This is a genomic window from Pseudomonas sp. Marseille-QA0892, from assembly GCF_054950135.1.
In genome coordinates this window covers 2,681,443-2,696,357 of the sequence record NZ_CM143104.1, presented here as the reverse complement: position 1 = coordinate 2,696,357, position 14,915 = coordinate 2,681,443, and the positions used below count along the sequence as shown (strand labels likewise).

Genomic DNA, 14,915 nt, shown 5'->3' with positions numbered 1-14,915 from the left:
TCAATAGGCCATGCAAGTCAAACGCTTCTTCGCCGCCGATATGCGTACCGCCATGAAGCTGGTTCGTGATGAGCTGGGCGCCGATGCTGCCATCATCGGCAACCGTAAGGTTGCGGGAGGCGTCGAGCTGACGGCCGCTGTCGATTACCAGATGCCGGCACAACCGGCTCGGTCCAATCCGGCGCTCGAAGCGGAGCTGCGCAAGACTCAGGCGAAGATCGCCTCGGCGCATGCCGATCTGGCGAGCCGCGAGCAGGCACCCGCCAAGGATCGCCAGCTGTTTGCGAATGAATCGCTGATCGCGCCCGAGCTTCCGGCCTCAACGGTTGCTGCCGCGCCAGTCAAGCCCAAGGCGTCCGAAAGAGCACCCGCTGCATCAGCTCCAGCCGCAGATTCTCGCGCACTGGACGCCATGCGCAGCGAACTCAACGGCTTGCGCGAATTGCTCGAAATGCAGCTTGGCTCGTTTGCCTGGACGCAAATGCAGAATGCCCGCCCACAGCAGGCCGCGATGTGGCGTCGGCTGCAGCGCATGGGTCTGCCGGCCGAACTCGCCCGCCGATTGCTGGAGAAAGTGGCACACATCGCGGACGGCCGTAAGGCCTGGCGCCTGGTACTTGCCTACCTCGCCCAGGGCATTCGTACCTGCGAGCAGGAGCCCCTGGAAGCGGGTGGTGTGATTGCACTCGTCGGCCCGGCAGGTGCCGGAAAGACGACGACATTGGCGAAGCTGGCGGCGCGTTATGTGCTTAAGTACGGCTCACAAAACATCGCGATCGTCAGCATGGACAACTTCCGGATCGGCGCGCAGGAGCAGCTCAAGACCCTTGGCCGTATCTTGAACGTACCGGTCGTGCAGGTCGACCCAGGCGTGTCGCTGGTGCAAACGCTGGCGCCGCTGGCCAAGAAGCGCGTCGTGCTGATCGATACCGCTGGTCTGCCAGTGAATGATCCGGCACTGCGTTTGCAACTGGACTCACTAGCGAGTCGGAAAATTAACGCACGCAGTTACCTGGTGTTGCCGGCTACCAGCCAGAGCCAGGTGCTGAAAGCGGCCTATCATGGTTACAAGCGTTGTGGGCTGGCTGGTTGCATCCTGACCAAGCTGGATGAAGCTGGAAGCATCGGCGAAATTTTGGCGCTGGCAATTGGGCATCAGCTACCGGTAGCCTATCTTACAGACGGGCCGAAGATTCCCGAGGACATCCAACTGCCTCGCTCGCACCAGATCGTTAGCCGCGCAGTAAGCCTGCAGGCGGCCGAGGAGCCCAGCGAAGATGTGATGGCCGAGATGTTTTCCGGTCTGTACCAGAACCGCGGCCGCCGGGCCGGTTAAACCCGGCAGCCCAGAAACGACACGACAGCCTCTCTGGAGTGCTGTGCTACACACTGAGAATAGGTAAGCAGAACCATGGGCATGCACCCTGTACAGGTCATCGCGGTAACCGGCGGAAAGGGCGGGGTCGGCAAGACGAACGTGTCGGTCAACCTCTCGATGGCCCTGGCCGATCTCGGCCGCCGCGTGATGCTGCTCGACGCCGACCTTGGCCTGGCCAACGTCGACGTCCTGCTGGGTCTGGCACCCAAGCGTACGCTGGCGGATGTCATCGCCGGCGAGTGCGATCTTCGCGATGTTCTGCTCCAGGGCCCCGGTGGCGTTCGTATCGTACCGGCCGCCTCGGGCACGCAGAGCATGGTCCATCTCTCGCCGATGCAGCACGCGGGCCTGATTCAGGCATTCAGCGAAATCAGCGAGAACCTGGATGTACTTGTAATCGATACCGCTGCCGGTATTGGTGATGCGGTCGTCAGCTTCGTGCGCGCCGCGCAGGAAGTGCTGGTTGTCGTCTGTGACGAACCTACATCGATCACCGACGCCTACGCTTTGATCAAGTTGCTTAACCGCGACTTTGGAATGAACCGTTTCCGCGTGCTGGCCAACATGGCTCACAGCCCGCAGGAAGGACGCAATCTGTTTGCTAAGCTGACCAAGGTCACGGACCGTTTTCTGGACGTGGCGCTGCAGTACGTGGGAGCCGTTCCCTACGATGAATCGGTACGCAAGGCGGTACAGAAACAACGGGCAGTCTATGAAGCCTTTCCTCGATCCAAATGCGCACTCGCGTTCAAGGCGATCGCTCAGAAGGTCGACAGTTGGCCCTTGCCGGCCAACCCCCGCGGCCACCTCGAGTTTTTCGTCGAACGTCTTGTGCAACAACCCGTAGCGGGCTAATCCCATGTCAGCAGCCAGTGGACTTCGTATGTACAGCAAAGCCCAAGCGAAGGATTCGCAGCATCAGCTCATCGAGCGCTACGCGCCGCTGGTCAAGCGGATTGCCTATCACTTGCTGGCTCGCCTACCGGCCAGCGTACAGGTGGAAGACCTTATGCAGGCCGGCATGATTGGCCTGCTCGAGGCAGCCAAGAAGTACGACTCCGGCAAGGGCGCGAGTTTCGAGACCTACGCCGGGATCCGCATCCGGGGCGCAATGCTGGATGAAGTCCGCAAAGGCGACTGGGCACCGCGTTCGGTGCACCGCAACAGCCGCATGGTCAGCGATGCGATTCGCGCCGTCGAAGCAAGAACGGGACGCGACGCTAAAGATCAGGAAGTTGCGGCCGAATTAGATATGAGCCTTGAAGAGTACTACGGCATTCTCAGCGATACGCAGGGCAGCCGCCTGTTCAGCTTCGATGATCTGCTGCAGGAAGGCGAGTTCGGCGACGACGAAGACCATGTGACGACCCACCAGGGACCGTCCCGCGAGCTGGAAGACGAGCGTTTCCAGTCCGCACTGGCACACGCGATCTCGAACCTGCCCGAGCGCGAACGCCTTGTGCTGGCGCTGTACTACGATGAGGAGCTCAACCTCAAGGAGATCGGCGAGGTGCTCGGTGTGAGTGAGTCGCGGGTCAGTCAGCTCCACAGCCAGTGTGCGGCGCGTCTTCGCTCACGTCTGGGTGAGTGGCGAGCACGCTGAGGGGCAAGGTTCAAAGCGCGGGTTGGCAGGACGGCGGAGTATGTGTCAGCCCGTTGATCATCGATATGTTCCAAAGGGCTCTTCTTCACCAAGAAGAGCCTTATGTTTGAAAGGGCGAGCTGGCTGAGGCCAGCACGTTCCACGATAGAATGGCGCGGCCCGACATCGGGCGTAATGGCGATTGTACGGAGGCCGATTTGGACAAGAACATGAAGATTCTTATCGTGGACGATTTCTCCACGATGAGGCGCATCATCAAAAACCTGCTGCGTGATCTGGGCTTCACCAATACCGCCGAGGCGGATGATGGTACGACTGCACTGCCAATGCTGCAGAGCGGTAACTTCGACTTCCTGGTAACCGACTGGAACATGCCTGGCATGACGGGTATCGATCTGCTGCGCGCCGTGCGTGCGGACGATCGACTCAAGCAGCTCCCAGTGCTCATGGTGACCGCAGAGGCCAAGCGCGACCAGATCATCGAGGCTGCCCAGGCCGGAGTGAACGGGTACGTCGTGAAACCGTTCACGGCTCAGGTTCTGAAAGAAAAGATCGACAAGATCTTCGAACGGGTCAACGGCTGATCCGGGCCGCGAGGGCGTCATGGCAAAAAATGATTCAGAGACGGGCGATTTCGAATCGACCCTCAAACAGCATGCGCGCGAGTTGGTCTCCAGCCTTGAATCTGGCGACTTCAGCGAAGCGGTTCTTCTCATCCATCGGCTCGATAAGGCACGAGACCTCCATGTCTATCATGAGGTTGGCAAGCTGACGCGTGAGCTGCATAACGCCATTGTCGGCCTGCAGCTTGATGGCGGCGGAGAGCACGCCAAGGAGCTTTCGCAGATCTCCGATGCAACGGATCGTCTTTCCTACGTCGTACAGATGACGGAGAAAGCGGCCAACCGGACCATGGATCTGGTCGAAGAAAGCGCGCCGCTGGTGAATTACATCAGTTACGAGTCCCAGAGCCTCATGGCGGACTGGCAGCGCTTCATGCGTCGCGAAATGAGCGCCGACGAATTTCGTGAGCTGGCCAAGCGTATTGAAAATTATCTGTCTCGCGGTTTGCAGGATAGCGACCAGCTGTCCAGAAACCTCAATGACATCCTGTTGGCGCAGGACTTTCAGGACCTGACCGGCCAGGTGATCAAGCGCGTGACGCAGCTAATCACAAAGGTCGAGAGCGACCTGCTCAAGCTCATGTTGATGGCGAGCAAGGTGGACCGCTACACCGGCATGCGGCACGAGCCGGCGGAGCCTGTTCAGGCACCTGAAAAGAAAAAATCATCTCAGGGTGAAGGTCCGCAGATTCATGCCGATAAACGGGAAGACGTCGTTTCCAATCAGGATGATGTCGACGACCTGTTGTCCAGCCTCGGGTTCTGACGAGCCCGCTTGCTGGTTCGGCGCCTGCCTGGCGACCACCTAACGAAAGATCATGGCGATACGCCCTTGGGGAGCACACGAATGAGCTTCGACGCCGATGAAGAAATCCTCCAGGACTTCCTGGTAGAGGCCGGCGAGATCCTGGAATTGCTGTCTGAACAGCTCGTCGAACTCGAGAGCCGTCCAGATGACATGGATTTGCTCAATGCGATTTTCCGCGGCTTCCACACCGTCAAGGGCGGCGCAGGTTTCCTGCAGCTCAACGCGCTTGTCGAATGCTGCCACATCGCAGAGAACGTTTTCGACATCCTCCGCAAGGGCGAACGCCGCGTCGATGCCGAATTGATGGACGTGGTCCTGCAGGCCCTGGACACCGTCAATGAGATGTTCAGGCAGGTCCGTGAGCGGAGCGAGCCGACGCCGGCATCGCCCGCTCTGCTGGCCGCGCTTGCACGTCTGGCAGAGCCAGCCAGTGCGGACGAACCGGCTCCTGCGCCCATTGCCGATGTCGCTCCGGAGCCTGAACCCGAAGCCGCTCAGGTGTCGGCAGATATTACCGATACCGAATTCGACGCCTTGATGGGCGCGCTGGGTAATGAGCCCGCTGCCGCGCCAGTGGCACCTGCCAGCGGCGACGAAATCACAGACGACGAATTCGAGGCTTTGCTTGATCAGTTGCATGGCAAGGGCAAGTTCGTCGAAGCGCCTGCGCCTGTCGCTGCAGCTGCGTCGGTTGCGCCGGCCGCCGCTACACCGGCCGGGCAGGGTGACGAAATCACCGATGATGAGTTTGAAGCGCTGCTTGACCAGTTGCATGGCAAGGGTCAGTTCAGTGGGCCGAGCGACCCGCCCAAGGCTGAGCCGACCAAGGTCGAAACGCCCGCTCCCGCAGCGGTCCCTGCGGCTGCCACTGATGACATCTCCGATGATGAGTTCGAGGCGCTGCTGGACCAACTGCATGGTAAGGGCAAATTCGAGCCGACGGCCGTAACACCGCCGCCCGCACCGCCCGCTAAGCCGGCACCTGCGGCAGCCGTACCGGCAGCGACGGTGACACCACCGAAGGCAGAAGCCCCGGCCTCCAAGCCTGCGCCGGCGCCGGCTCCTGCCAGTACTGCAAAATCTGTGGCAGCTCCCGCACGTGCAGCAGAGGCGGTGAAGGCCTCTGCTCCGCCTGCGGAGAAGCCCGTCGCGAGCGAAGCCGAAACGACCGTACGGGTCGATACGGCGCGCCTCGACGAGATCATGAACATGGTTGGCGAGCTCGTGCTCGTGCGTAACCGTCTGGTCCGGCTTGGCCTGAACAGCGGCGACGAGGCGATGGCAAAAGCGGTCTCGAACCTCGATGTGGTGACAGCCGACCTGCAAACGTCGGTCATGAAGACCCGCATGCAGCCAATCAAGAAGGTCTTCGGTCGCTTCCCGCGCCTCGTTCGCGACCTCGCGCGCAATCTGAAGAAAGAGATCAACCTCGAGTTGGTTGGTGAAGAGACCGACCTTGACAAGAACCTCGTCGAGGCACTGGCAGACCCGCTGGTTCACCTTGTGCGAAACGCGGTAGACCACGGTGTCGAATCGCCTGAGGAGCGCGAGGCTGCTGGCAAGTCCCGTACTGGGCGCGTCGTGCTGTCTGCGGAACAGGAGGGCGACCACATCCTTCTGATGATCACCGATGACGGCAAGGGTATGGACGCCGCGGTCCTCAAGTCCAAGGCCGTGGAAAAAGGCCTACTGGATAAGGATGCTGCCGACCGCCTGACCGATCTCGAAGCGTACAACCTGATTTTCGCGCCTGGGTTTTCGACGAAGACCGAGATTTCGGACGTCTCCGGTCGCGGCGTCGGCATGGACGTGGTGAAGACCAAGATCACGCAGCTCAATGGCACCGTGAACGTCTTCTCGCAGAAGGGGCAAGGTTCGCGGATCGTCATCAAGGTGCCGCTGACCCTTGCGATCATGCCTACACTGATGGTGATGCTGCAGGATCAGGCTTTCGCCTTCCCGCTGGTCAACGTCAACGAGATATTCCACCTTGATCTATCGCGTACCAATGTCGTCGACGGCCAGGAAGTGGTGATCGTTCGAGACAAGGCGCTGCCGCTGTTCTACCTCAAGCGCTGGCTGATTCGCGGTGCAAATCATAACGAGCCGCAGCATGAAGGACACGTCGTCATTCTTTCGGTCGGTACGCAGCGGATCGGCTTCGTAGTAGACCAGCTGGTAGGTCAGGAAGAAGTGGTGATCAAGCCGCTAGGCAAGATGCTTCAAGGAACGCCGGGCATGTCGGGGGCAACGATTACGGGTGACGGGCGTATCGCGCTTATCCTGGATGTTCCGAGCATGCTAAACCACTACGCGCGCCGCCTTTGAGGCGGTGCGTCAGGCTGTTAGGCGAAGATTCAATCGGCCGTGAGGCCTGCCGTGGATGAGACGTACACGGCCTGTCAGGAGTGCGTATGCCTGTAAAGGTTCTGGTGGTGGACGATTCCGGCTTCTTTCGCCGGCGTCTGAACGAGATTCTGTCCTCGGACCCCAACATCCAAGTGGTCGGCACGGCGAGTAACGGCCGTGAAGCCATCGAACAGGCGCAGGCGTTGAAGCCGGACGTCATCACGATGGACTACGAGATGCCGATGATGGATGGCATTACGGCCGTCCGTAACATCATGCAGCGTAGCCCCACCCCGGTATTGATGTTCTCGTCGCTGACGCACGAAGGCGCCCGGGTCACGCTCGATGCGCTGGATGCCGGCGCCGTCGACTATCTGCCCAAGAATTTCGAAGACATCTCACGCAATCCGCAGAAGGTGAAATCACTGCTGTGCGAGAAGATACATACGATTGCTCGCGCAAACCGTCGGTTTAGTAGTTTTTCATCTTCGCCATCTACACCGGCGTCGGCAGCTGCGCCATCACATGCGCCTACCCGCTCGCCTACACCTGCGTCGTCACAGGCCGGGCCTGCTCATGCGCCGGCAAGCCCTGCGCCCAAGCGCAAGGCCTACAAGCTGGTGGCGATCGGCACGTCTACGGGCGGCCCGGTTGCACTTCAGCGTGTGCTAACGCAACTGCCTGCCAATTTTCCGGCTCCGATCGTGCTTATCCAGCACATGCCGGCGGCGTTCACCAAGGCGTTCGCGGAGCGCCTCGACAAACTGTGCCGAATCAGCGTCAAGGAAGCCGAGGACGGCGATCATCTTCGTCCGGGTCTGGCTTTGCTTGCGCCAGGTGGCAAGCAGATGATGGTCGATGCGCGCGGCGTCGTGAAAATTCTGCCCGGCGACGAGCGCCTGAATTACAAGCCGTGTGTAGATGTAACCTTCGGTTCGGCCGCACGCTCCTATGCAGACAAGGTGCTCGCGGTGGTGCTCACTGGCATGGGCGCCGATGGCCGCGAAGGTGCGCGGATGCTCAAACAGGCGGGAAGCCAGGTGTGGGCGCAGGACGAGGCCAGTTGCGTCATCTACGGTATGCCGATGGCCATCGTGAAGGCCAACCTTGCCGATGCGGTCTACAGCTTGGATGACATCGGTCGCCACATCTCCGAAGCCTGCCTGTAAGCATAAGGAACACGGCCAATGGATGTGCTGAGTCTGATCGGCCTGATCCTGGCATTCGTTGCGATCATCGGTGGCAACTTCCTCGAAGGTGGGAACGTGCTGGCCCTGCTCAATGGCCCAGCCGCCTTGATCGTTCTTGGTGGCACGCTCGGGGCCATTCTGCTGCAAGTCCCGATGGACGTGTTCAAACGCGCTCTCACGATGCTCGGGTGGATATTCTTTCCGCCTCGGCTCGATCTTGTTGGTGGCATCCAGCGTGTGGTCGGCTGGAGTCTGACGGCTCGCAAGGAGGGGCTGCTTGGGCTTGAGCCGCTCGCGGATGCCGAGCCGGATCCCTATGCCCGCAAGGGGCTTCAGCTGCTGGCCGACGGGACCGAGCCTGAGGCCATCCGATCCATCATGGAAGTCGACATGTACACCCAGGAAGACCGGGATGTACAAGCGGCTAAAGTGTACGAGAGCATGGGTGGCTACGCACCTACGCTCGGTATCATCGGCGCAGTTATGGGGCTCATCCATGTGATGGCCAACCTGGCTGACCCTAGCGAGCTGGGCGGCGGGATCGCCGTTGCCTTCGTAGCGACCATATACGGGATCGCAGTCGCGAACCTCATCCTCCTACCCATAGGTAATAAGCTCAAAAGCGTTGCACTGCGTCGGTCGAAATACCGGGAGATGCTGCTGGAGGGCATACTTTCAATTGCCGAAGGAGAGAATCCCCGCGCGATCGAGCTGAAGCTGCAAGGCTTCATGGAGTAGACGCGATGAAGAGGCTTCCATGAGGTCGCCACGCGGCCGGCGCAGGCGGCAGGAGGAACACGAGAACCACGAGCGGTGGCTCATCTCGTATGCGGATTTTATTACGCTGCTGTTCGCCTTTTTCGTCGTCATGTACGCCATTTCTTCGCTCAACGAGAGCAAGTACAAGATCCTTACCGAAAGCCTGACAGGTGTCTTCAATCAGCCAGACCGTTCCATCAGACCCATCCCGATTGGCGACGAACGACCACGTACGACCGAGCCGGACCCTACGTCAACGGACATTGAAAGCGGCTCGCAGCCGGGCGATACGCTTTCGCAGATTGCCGAGCGCGTAAGAAGCGCTTTCGCCGATCTCATCGCTGACAGTCAATTCACCGTCCGTGGAAACGAGATGTGGATCGAGATCGAGCTGAGCTCTGGTTTGCTCTTCCCGAGTGGCGATGCTTTGCCGCGTAACGAGGCGTTCGGCATCGTCGAGCGCTTGGCCAAGATCCTTAGGCCCTTCGAAAATCCCATCAAGGTTGAAGGGTTTACTGACAACGTACCCATCCATAGCCCCATATACCCTACGAATTGGGAACTGTCGGCGGCCCGTGCTGCGAGCATTGTTCGGTTGCTGGCGGATAATGGTATCGAGCCAAGTCGGCTGGCGGCGGTTGGGTACGGTGAATTCCAGCCGGTAACGGCCAATACCAGCGAAGCCGGGCGAGCCCGTAACCGGCGTGTGGTGTTGCTGGTTTCACGTGACACCGATGCCCACCGCGCCGGGCCGACGTCGCAGCCTGCTGCCTCAGCAGGTGGCACGCAAACTGCTAAATAGTTCGCAAACCTGGCGCCTATACAGTGCGCCCGTCAATTTCACGTCGTGGCCCTGCGGCCTACGGTACCGGTGCGACATGGCCGGGAGGATCGAACGTCAATGAAAGTTTGGGCTGTTGCCAATCAGAAGGGTGGTGTAGGCAAGACCACTACGTCAGTCGCACTGGCGGGTCTGCTGGCAGATGCCGGCAAGCGCGTCCTCATCGTTGACCTGGACCCGCATGGCTCGATGACGAGTTATTTCGGCCATGATCCGGATACGCTGGAGCACAGCACCTATGACCTGTTCCTGCATCAGGGGCAGGTGCCGCAAGGCTTGCCGAATCGTTTACTGCTCGGCACGAGCCACGAACGTCTCTCCCTGCTTCCGTCGAGTACCGCATTGGCAACCCTCGAGCGGCAGTCGCCTGGGCAAAATGGATTGGGCCTCGTCGTTTCGAAGAGCCTCGCCCAGCTCTGGGGAGATTTCGACCATGCGATCATCGACAGTCCACCGCTGTTGGGCGTGCTGATGGTCAATGCGCTGGCCGCTAGCCAACAGTTGGTCATTCCGGTACAGACCGAGTTTCTGGCAGTGAAGGGGCTGGAACGAATGGTCAACACGCTCGCCATGATCAATCGGTCGCGGCGTCAGCCACTGCCGTATCACATCGTGCCGACACTGTTCGATCGTCGGACCCAGGCCTCGATGAGTACGCTCAAGCTCCTCCAGGCAAGCTATCCTGCACACCTCTGGCAGGCCTACATCCCGATTGACACTCGCTTGCGCGACGCCAGCCGGGCTGGTTTGACGCCTTCGCGCAACGACCCGAACAGCCGCGGCGTTATCGCTTATCGCGCGCTGCTCAAGTTTCTGTTGGCGCAGCAAACGGCTGCGCAAGTGGCGTAACGGCATGAATTTGTTTGCCGAGCCCTCAAGAATCCAGACCTTCATGCCGATAGGCTGTACAGCAATTTCATCCGGGCGTTCGTCATGAGCCATAACACTGCCACTGCCACTGCGACACGCACTCAGCTGGCCATTCAGTCCTATCTGGATACCCTGCTGCAGGACGCCCAGATTGAACTGGCCGATAGTGTTTCGGCCGAGGAATTCGAAGCGGCTGTTCGTGAGGAGCAACAGCGAGATTCGGCCAAGGCAAAGCCGGCGATGCAGACCGCATTGGCAACTCCGCCTGTGGCGGTGCAAGTCGCTTCGCCTGTGCTTCAGGCACCCGTACTAAAGGTCGCCGAGACCATCGCGCTTCCTGAAGTCCCGTTGTTGGACCAGGCTGAGTGGGCCGTAGCAGCCATATCCGCCGAGCCGACCGTGACGGACGAAGCGATGGTCGAAGTGGCGGTTGAAGACCCTGTCGAGCCCGTCGCTGTCATACAGCCCAATCGGGACGTGCCGCCGCCGCCCGTTGTTCAGAGCGGACCGCCGGCGTGGGGCGAGGAACCTTTCGAATGTCTGCTCTTCGACGTCGCAGGGTTGACACTTGCAGCGCCGCTGGTTTGCCTAGGATCGATCTATCCGTTGGGTGACCGCGAGCTGACGCCGCTGTTCGGCCAGCCGGACTGGTTTCTGGGCATCCTGCCGAGCCAATCGGGGAACCTGAAAGTGCTCGACGCCGCTCGTTGGGTCATGCCTGAGCGCTATCGGGACGATTTTCGCGAGGGTCTGCAATATGTGATTTCCGTTCAGGGTTGCGAATGGGGCGTGGCAGTTCACAATGTCAGCCATTCGGTCCGCTTGGATCCACGTGAAGTGAAGTGGCGCAGTCAGCGCAGCCAGCGCCCCTGGCTTGCCGGCACTGTCGTCGAACATATGTGTGCGTTGCTGGACATGGCGGCGCTGTCCGACCTGCTGGCCAGCGGTGCAATCCGCCATGCCAAGGGGCTGGCGGCCATACGATAACGCTGCGCGGCTCTACGGTACGCGCGACTACAATGATCTGACTGCCGCCCTGTGCGGTGAATGACGAGGCAAGGCGATGAAGAAGACGTCTGGACATGGTGCCGAAGACCCGATCCTGCAGTGGGTGACGTTCCGTCTCGATAACGAGACCTACGGCATCAACGTGATGCAGGTTCAGGAAGTGCTGCGCTACACCGAAATCGCACCGGTTCCGGGTGCACCGAGCTACGTGCTGGGGATCATCAACCTGCGCGGGAACGTCGTCACCGTGATCGACACGCGTCAGCGCTTCGGGCTGGATTACGCCGAGGTCACCGACAACACCCGGATCGTGATTATCGAAGCGGATAAGCAGGTCGTCGGTATCCTGGTCGACAGCGTTGCCGAGGTGGTCTACTTGCGTCAGTCGGAAATCGAAACCGCGCCGAACGTTGGTAACGACGAGTCTGCGAAGTTCATCCAGGGCGTATGCAACAAGAACGGCGAGCTGCTCATCCTGGTCGAACTCGACAAGATGATGACCGAAGAAGAGTGGTCGGAGCTGGAGAGCATCTGAGTTGATCGAGGCAGCCCTTGGCGCCTTGATCATGCTTTGTCTCGGGCTCGGCGGCGCGTGCTACTGGTTGATGCAGAATCAGCAGAAACTGGTACGCGAGCAGGCCGAGCGCGATGCTGCGCGTGATCAACGCATACAGGAACTGACGAAGCGGCTGGATACCTATCTGGCTGGCAGTGTACGCATGGGCGAAGAACTGCAGGAACTGCGGCGCACCGTTGCGCCGATTCCGGACAAGATCACTCAAATCGAACAGCGCGATCCCGCGAACTTTTCATTTAGCCAGGCGGCGCGTCTCGTGGGCATGGGCGCAAGTGTCGATGACCTGACGCAGTCATGCGGGCTTTCACAGGCTGAAGCCGAACTGGTCTCGAAGCTCCACAAGGGACGGCGTTCGAAGTAGCCGCCTGTCTGGCTTGTTGCAACGGTCGTCCGATGCCGTCGGCATACCCCTTCTGCAGTCCCCCCGACGCGGAACCCTCCGATCGATATATCCCTCCATATTTTCAGGGAGACCGTTCTCCCGAACCGCGCCAAGGCGGTGGGTTCACTGCCGCACATGTCGGCGGGAGGTTGCGATGAAACTCTGGTTGCCACTGTTGTTCTGTTTCGCGCTTTCCGCGCAGACGGCCCAAGCGGCCGAAGCGCCTGAGCAGATCGACGGCGCGATGACCGTCAATGTCTATCAGGCCAAGCGGTTGCATGATCTCGGCGCAGTTTTCATCGACGTGCGTTCACCCGAGGCCTGGCGTTGGGGCCATGTGCATGGCGCGGTGCATCTTGACCTGATGGGGCGCTTTGCCGGGCTTGCCGATCCCCAATGGCCTCGTGACGTGCCGCTTGTGATCTACTGTGACAGCGACGTATGCCCGGCGGCCGCCCTCGCGAGTGCGCTCGCCGTTGAGTGGGGATACGAGACCGTCTTCTATTTCCGCGACGGTTATTTTTCCTGGATGCTGGCGGACCTGCCGCAGGGCAAGGGCGCCCAGGGCGAGGTGCTACAGCTCAATGCGGGCCGCTGAGCAGAGGCATATCGCCTGTACCTTGTGGCGCGAGCGGGTTGAATCCAGTCGGGAACTTGCCTTTGAGGTACCAGGCGAAGGCGATGATTTCCGCGATCGTCCGATACAGGGCTTCAGGGATTTCGTCGCCGAGTTCCAGACGTGCCAGTAACTTAACGAGATCCGCGTTTTCGTAGATCGGCACTTCGTGCTCGCGAGCCAGTGCCAGGATCGCCTCAGCCAGCGCATCGTCGCCCTTGGCCGTGAGCTGTGGCGCCGTCTGCCCGTCATACTGCAGTGCAATGGCCTGACGTGTGCTCTGTTTGTTCATGCGGTTTCATCTATCCAACGTTGTTCGAGGCGAGCACGAGGCCCGCGCGGCGGTGCGCCGAATTTACAGGCGAGCTCACCGACGGTGAGCCCGGCAGTGACGAGCCGTTCGCGAAGCGTGCCGAGCTCGGCATCTATCAGGCGTACGGTCTTCTGCCGTTCTGCCCATAGCTGGCTGCTCAGCACGCCCTGCATCAGTTGCGCCTGCACTTGCAGCGGACCGAGCGGATCGATATCGAACGCGAGTTCGATGCGCCACACCATCTCACCGCGCGCCTGTGACCGTTCTTCTCGGGCGGCTTCTTCCCGTTGCAGTCGTACCTGGATCGGCACGATGTCTTGGCGGTCCCGCATCGGGAGCTCCATTTGCCACGTGGTAAGCAGGTTGCCGTCCGGTGTCGTCATGGTTTGAGCAAGGCTGGAAAGCTGGTGGCTTTGCAGACGTGAAACCGCGGCTGCAGCAAGCTTGAGGAGGCCTTCGAGGTCGGCGTTCTGTTCAAGTGACTGGAGCAGGCGGGCGGGGAGGGGAAAGCCTTCGCCAATCTGCTTGGCGCCGGCTTGTCCCAATGCGCCGAGTGCACTCCGGAGCAGTCCGGGAAGGGCCTGTGACACACCGATAGTGGAGAGATCCGGCGATAGAGACGTCTGCTGACTCAACTGCGATACGAGTCGCAGCAAATTGGCTTTCAAGTCCTGGGTGGTGGACAGTTCGGCCAAGAGGCGCGACTCCAGCTGCGCGCCACTGCTCGTCAACGCCTTCGCCACGCCTTTGGGATCGGAAAGCTGGCGTAGATCGGGAAGATCGGCCAACAACTTTTCCGCTGCCGCACGGACGCCTTCCGGCACTGCCCCTGCCGGGCGGCCCAGAGCAGCGAAGAGCGACTCCAGCGAACCCTGGCGGTTGAGTTGGCCGGTGAGTTGCTGTTGTACGTCCAACTGGTTGAGCAGGCTGTTGAGCGGAACGAACGTAAGCGACTGGCTGGCATCCACCCGCGCCGTCAGCAATGAGCCGGGTGTCAGCCTCATCGGCGTTTCGATGTTGAGGCGGCTACCTGCGATCGCCTTGTCGAGCAGTTGAACGATAACCCTGTTGAGCTCTGCCCCAGGCGCGACAGGTTGGCTCGAAACGACGCGACCCTGGATGAGCGTGCCGACAGGCAGGCGTTCCAGGTCGATCTGATTGACAGGCTGTGTATTCGTCGATTGCAGCGCCACGAGCAGACGGGTCTGGGAGAGCGCTGTGACCGCAAGTGCAGTGCCTTGCGCCAAGACGCGGGGGCTCTCGGCCTCGACCGTCGTCTGTCGTCCATTGTCTAGCGTGAGCCGAAGGACGAGCTGAAAGGTCTGACCCCGGTCCTTGACGGAGATAACTTCCGCATCCGCACTTTCGCCAGCCGCAAGCACCCCGTCGAGCGACTGCGAGAGTTTGAGCGCCATGTCCACCATGGCGGCTTGCACCCGTGCCGGGGATGCCGGAATGGCGCGCGCGGCAGCGATATCTGTCATCCGATTGGCCAGTTCGTTGTGGATGTCGGTTTAACGGCACAGGCGCACCGATCTTGAATGCCCCTGACCGATGGCGGACGCATTTGGTCTAGACGCGATGCGACGTAGAGCACG

16 protein-coding genes are annotated in these 14,915 nt (G+C 60.5%); 14 read left to right on the top strand and 2 right to left on the bottom strand.

What is annotated here, in order from left to right:
- Positions 1 to 10: 10 nt before the first annotated feature.
- The 14 genes from flhF to ACY8D3_RS12470 all read left to right on the top strand — a co-directional run bounded on the left by flhF (position 11) and on the right by ACY8D3_RS12470 (position 12,986).
- Positions 11 to 1,336, top strand: coding sequence for a flagellar biosynthesis protein FlhF (flhF, locus tag ACY8D3_RS12535; protein WP_462379105.1), 1,326 nt, complete (start codon positions 11 to 13; stop codon positions 1,334 to 1,336).
- A 75-nt stretch (positions 1,337 to 1,411) separates the two neighbouring features.
- On the top strand, positions 1,412 to 2,233 hold the full coding sequence (gene fleN, locus ACY8D3_RS12530; protein ID WP_462379104.1) for a flagellar synthesis regulator FleN: 822 nt from the start codon (positions 1,412 to 1,414) through the stop codon (positions 2,231 to 2,233).
- 4 nt (positions 2,234 to 2,237) lie between these two features.
- On the top strand, positions 2,238 to 2,981 hold the full coding sequence (gene fliA / locus ACY8D3_RS12525) for an RNA polymerase sigma factor FliA (RefSeq protein ID WP_462379103.1): 744 nt from the start codon (positions 2,238 to 2,240) through the stop codon (positions 2,979 to 2,981).
- 209 nt (positions 2,982 to 3,190) lie between these two features.
- A complete protein-coding gene (locus ACY8D3_RS12520; RefSeq protein WP_188981319.1) occupies positions 3,191 to 3,565 on the top strand; it encodes a chemotaxis response regulator CheY in 375 nt (124 codons plus the stop codon).
- A 19-nt stretch (positions 3,566 to 3,584) separates the two neighbouring features.
- Positions 3,585 to 4,370: a protein phosphatase CheZ gene (locus tag ACY8D3_RS12515; RefSeq protein WP_462379102.1), complete on the top strand. Its 786-nt coding sequence runs from the start codon at positions 3,585 to 3,587 to the stop codon at positions 4,368 to 4,370.
- A gap of 81 nt (positions 4,371 to 4,451) precedes the next feature.
- Positions 4,452 to 6,740, top strand: a complete 2,289-nt coding sequence (locus ACY8D3_RS12510) for a chemotaxis protein CheA (RefSeq protein ID WP_462379101.1) — start codon at positions 4,452 to 4,454, stop codon at positions 6,738 to 6,740.
- 86 nt (positions 6,741 to 6,826) lie between these two features.
- Entirely contained in the window at positions 6,827 to 7,930 is a 1,104-nt protein-coding gene (locus ACY8D3_RS12505) for a protein-glutamate methylesterase/protein-glutamine glutaminase (RefSeq protein WP_462379100.1), read from the top strand.
- A gap of 18 nt (positions 7,931 to 7,948) precedes the next feature.
- On the top strand, positions 7,949 to 8,689 hold the full coding sequence (locus ACY8D3_RS12500) for a flagellar motor protein (protein WP_462379099.1): 741 nt from the start codon (positions 7,949 to 7,951) through the stop codon (positions 8,687 to 8,689).
- A gap of 19 nt (positions 8,690 to 8,708) precedes the next feature.
- Positions 8,709 to 9,512: a flagellar motor protein MotD gene (motD, locus tag ACY8D3_RS12495; protein WP_462379098.1), complete on the top strand. Its 804-nt coding sequence runs from the start codon at positions 8,709 to 8,711 to the stop codon at positions 9,510 to 9,512.
- A 99-nt stretch (positions 9,513 to 9,611) separates the two neighbouring features.
- Positions 9,612 to 10,400, top strand: a complete 789-nt coding sequence (locus tag ACY8D3_RS12490; RefSeq protein WP_462379097.1) for a ParA family protein — start codon at positions 9,612 to 9,614, stop codon at positions 10,398 to 10,400.
- Positions 10,401 to 10,484: 84 nt separating this feature from the next.
- Positions 10,485 to 11,408, top strand: a complete 924-nt coding sequence (locus ACY8D3_RS12485; protein WP_462379096.1) for a chemotaxis protein CheW — start codon at positions 10,485 to 10,487, stop codon at positions 11,406 to 11,408.
- Between the two features lie 76 nt (positions 11,409 to 11,484).
- Positions 11,485 to 11,964: a chemotaxis protein CheW gene (locus ACY8D3_RS12480; protein WP_462379095.1), complete on the top strand. Its 480-nt coding sequence runs from the start codon at positions 11,485 to 11,487 to the stop codon at positions 11,962 to 11,964.
- A 1-nt stretch (position 11,965) separates the two neighbouring features.
- Positions 11,966 to 12,367: a DUF2802 domain-containing protein gene (locus tag ACY8D3_RS12475; protein ID WP_462379094.1), complete on the top strand. Its 402-nt coding sequence runs from the start codon at positions 11,966 to 11,968 to the stop codon at positions 12,365 to 12,367.
- Positions 12,368 to 12,542: 175 nt separating this feature from the next.
- The gene (locus ACY8D3_RS12470) at positions 12,543 to 12,986 is read left to right on the top strand and encodes a rhodanese-like domain-containing protein (RefSeq protein WP_462379093.1); all 444 of its coding nucleotides are present in this window, start codon (positions 12,543 to 12,545) and stop codon (positions 12,984 to 12,986) included.
- Here ACY8D3_RS12470 and ACY8D3_RS12465 read toward each other — a convergent pair.
- Both ACY8D3_RS12465 and fliK read right to left on the bottom strand, forming a co-directional pair.
- Positions 12,970 to 13,296 carry an EscU/YscU/HrcU family type III secretion system export apparatus switch protein gene (locus tag ACY8D3_RS12465; RefSeq protein ID WP_462379092.1) on the bottom strand — a complete coding sequence of 109 codons (327 nt, stop codon included), beginning with the start codon at positions 13,294 to 13,296 and terminating at the stop codon, positions 12,970 to 12,972. The genes ACY8D3_RS12470 and ACY8D3_RS12465 overlap by 17 nt on opposite strands.
- Complete coding sequence (gene fliK / locus ACY8D3_RS12460) at positions 13,293 to 14,801, bottom strand: flagellar hook-length control protein FliK (protein ID WP_462379091.1); 1,509 nt, start codon at positions 14,799 to 14,801, stop codon at positions 13,293 to 13,295. Before fliK ends, ACY8D3_RS12465 begins: the two co-directional genes overlap by 4 nt.
- Positions 14,802 to 14,915 lie beyond the last annotated feature (114 nt).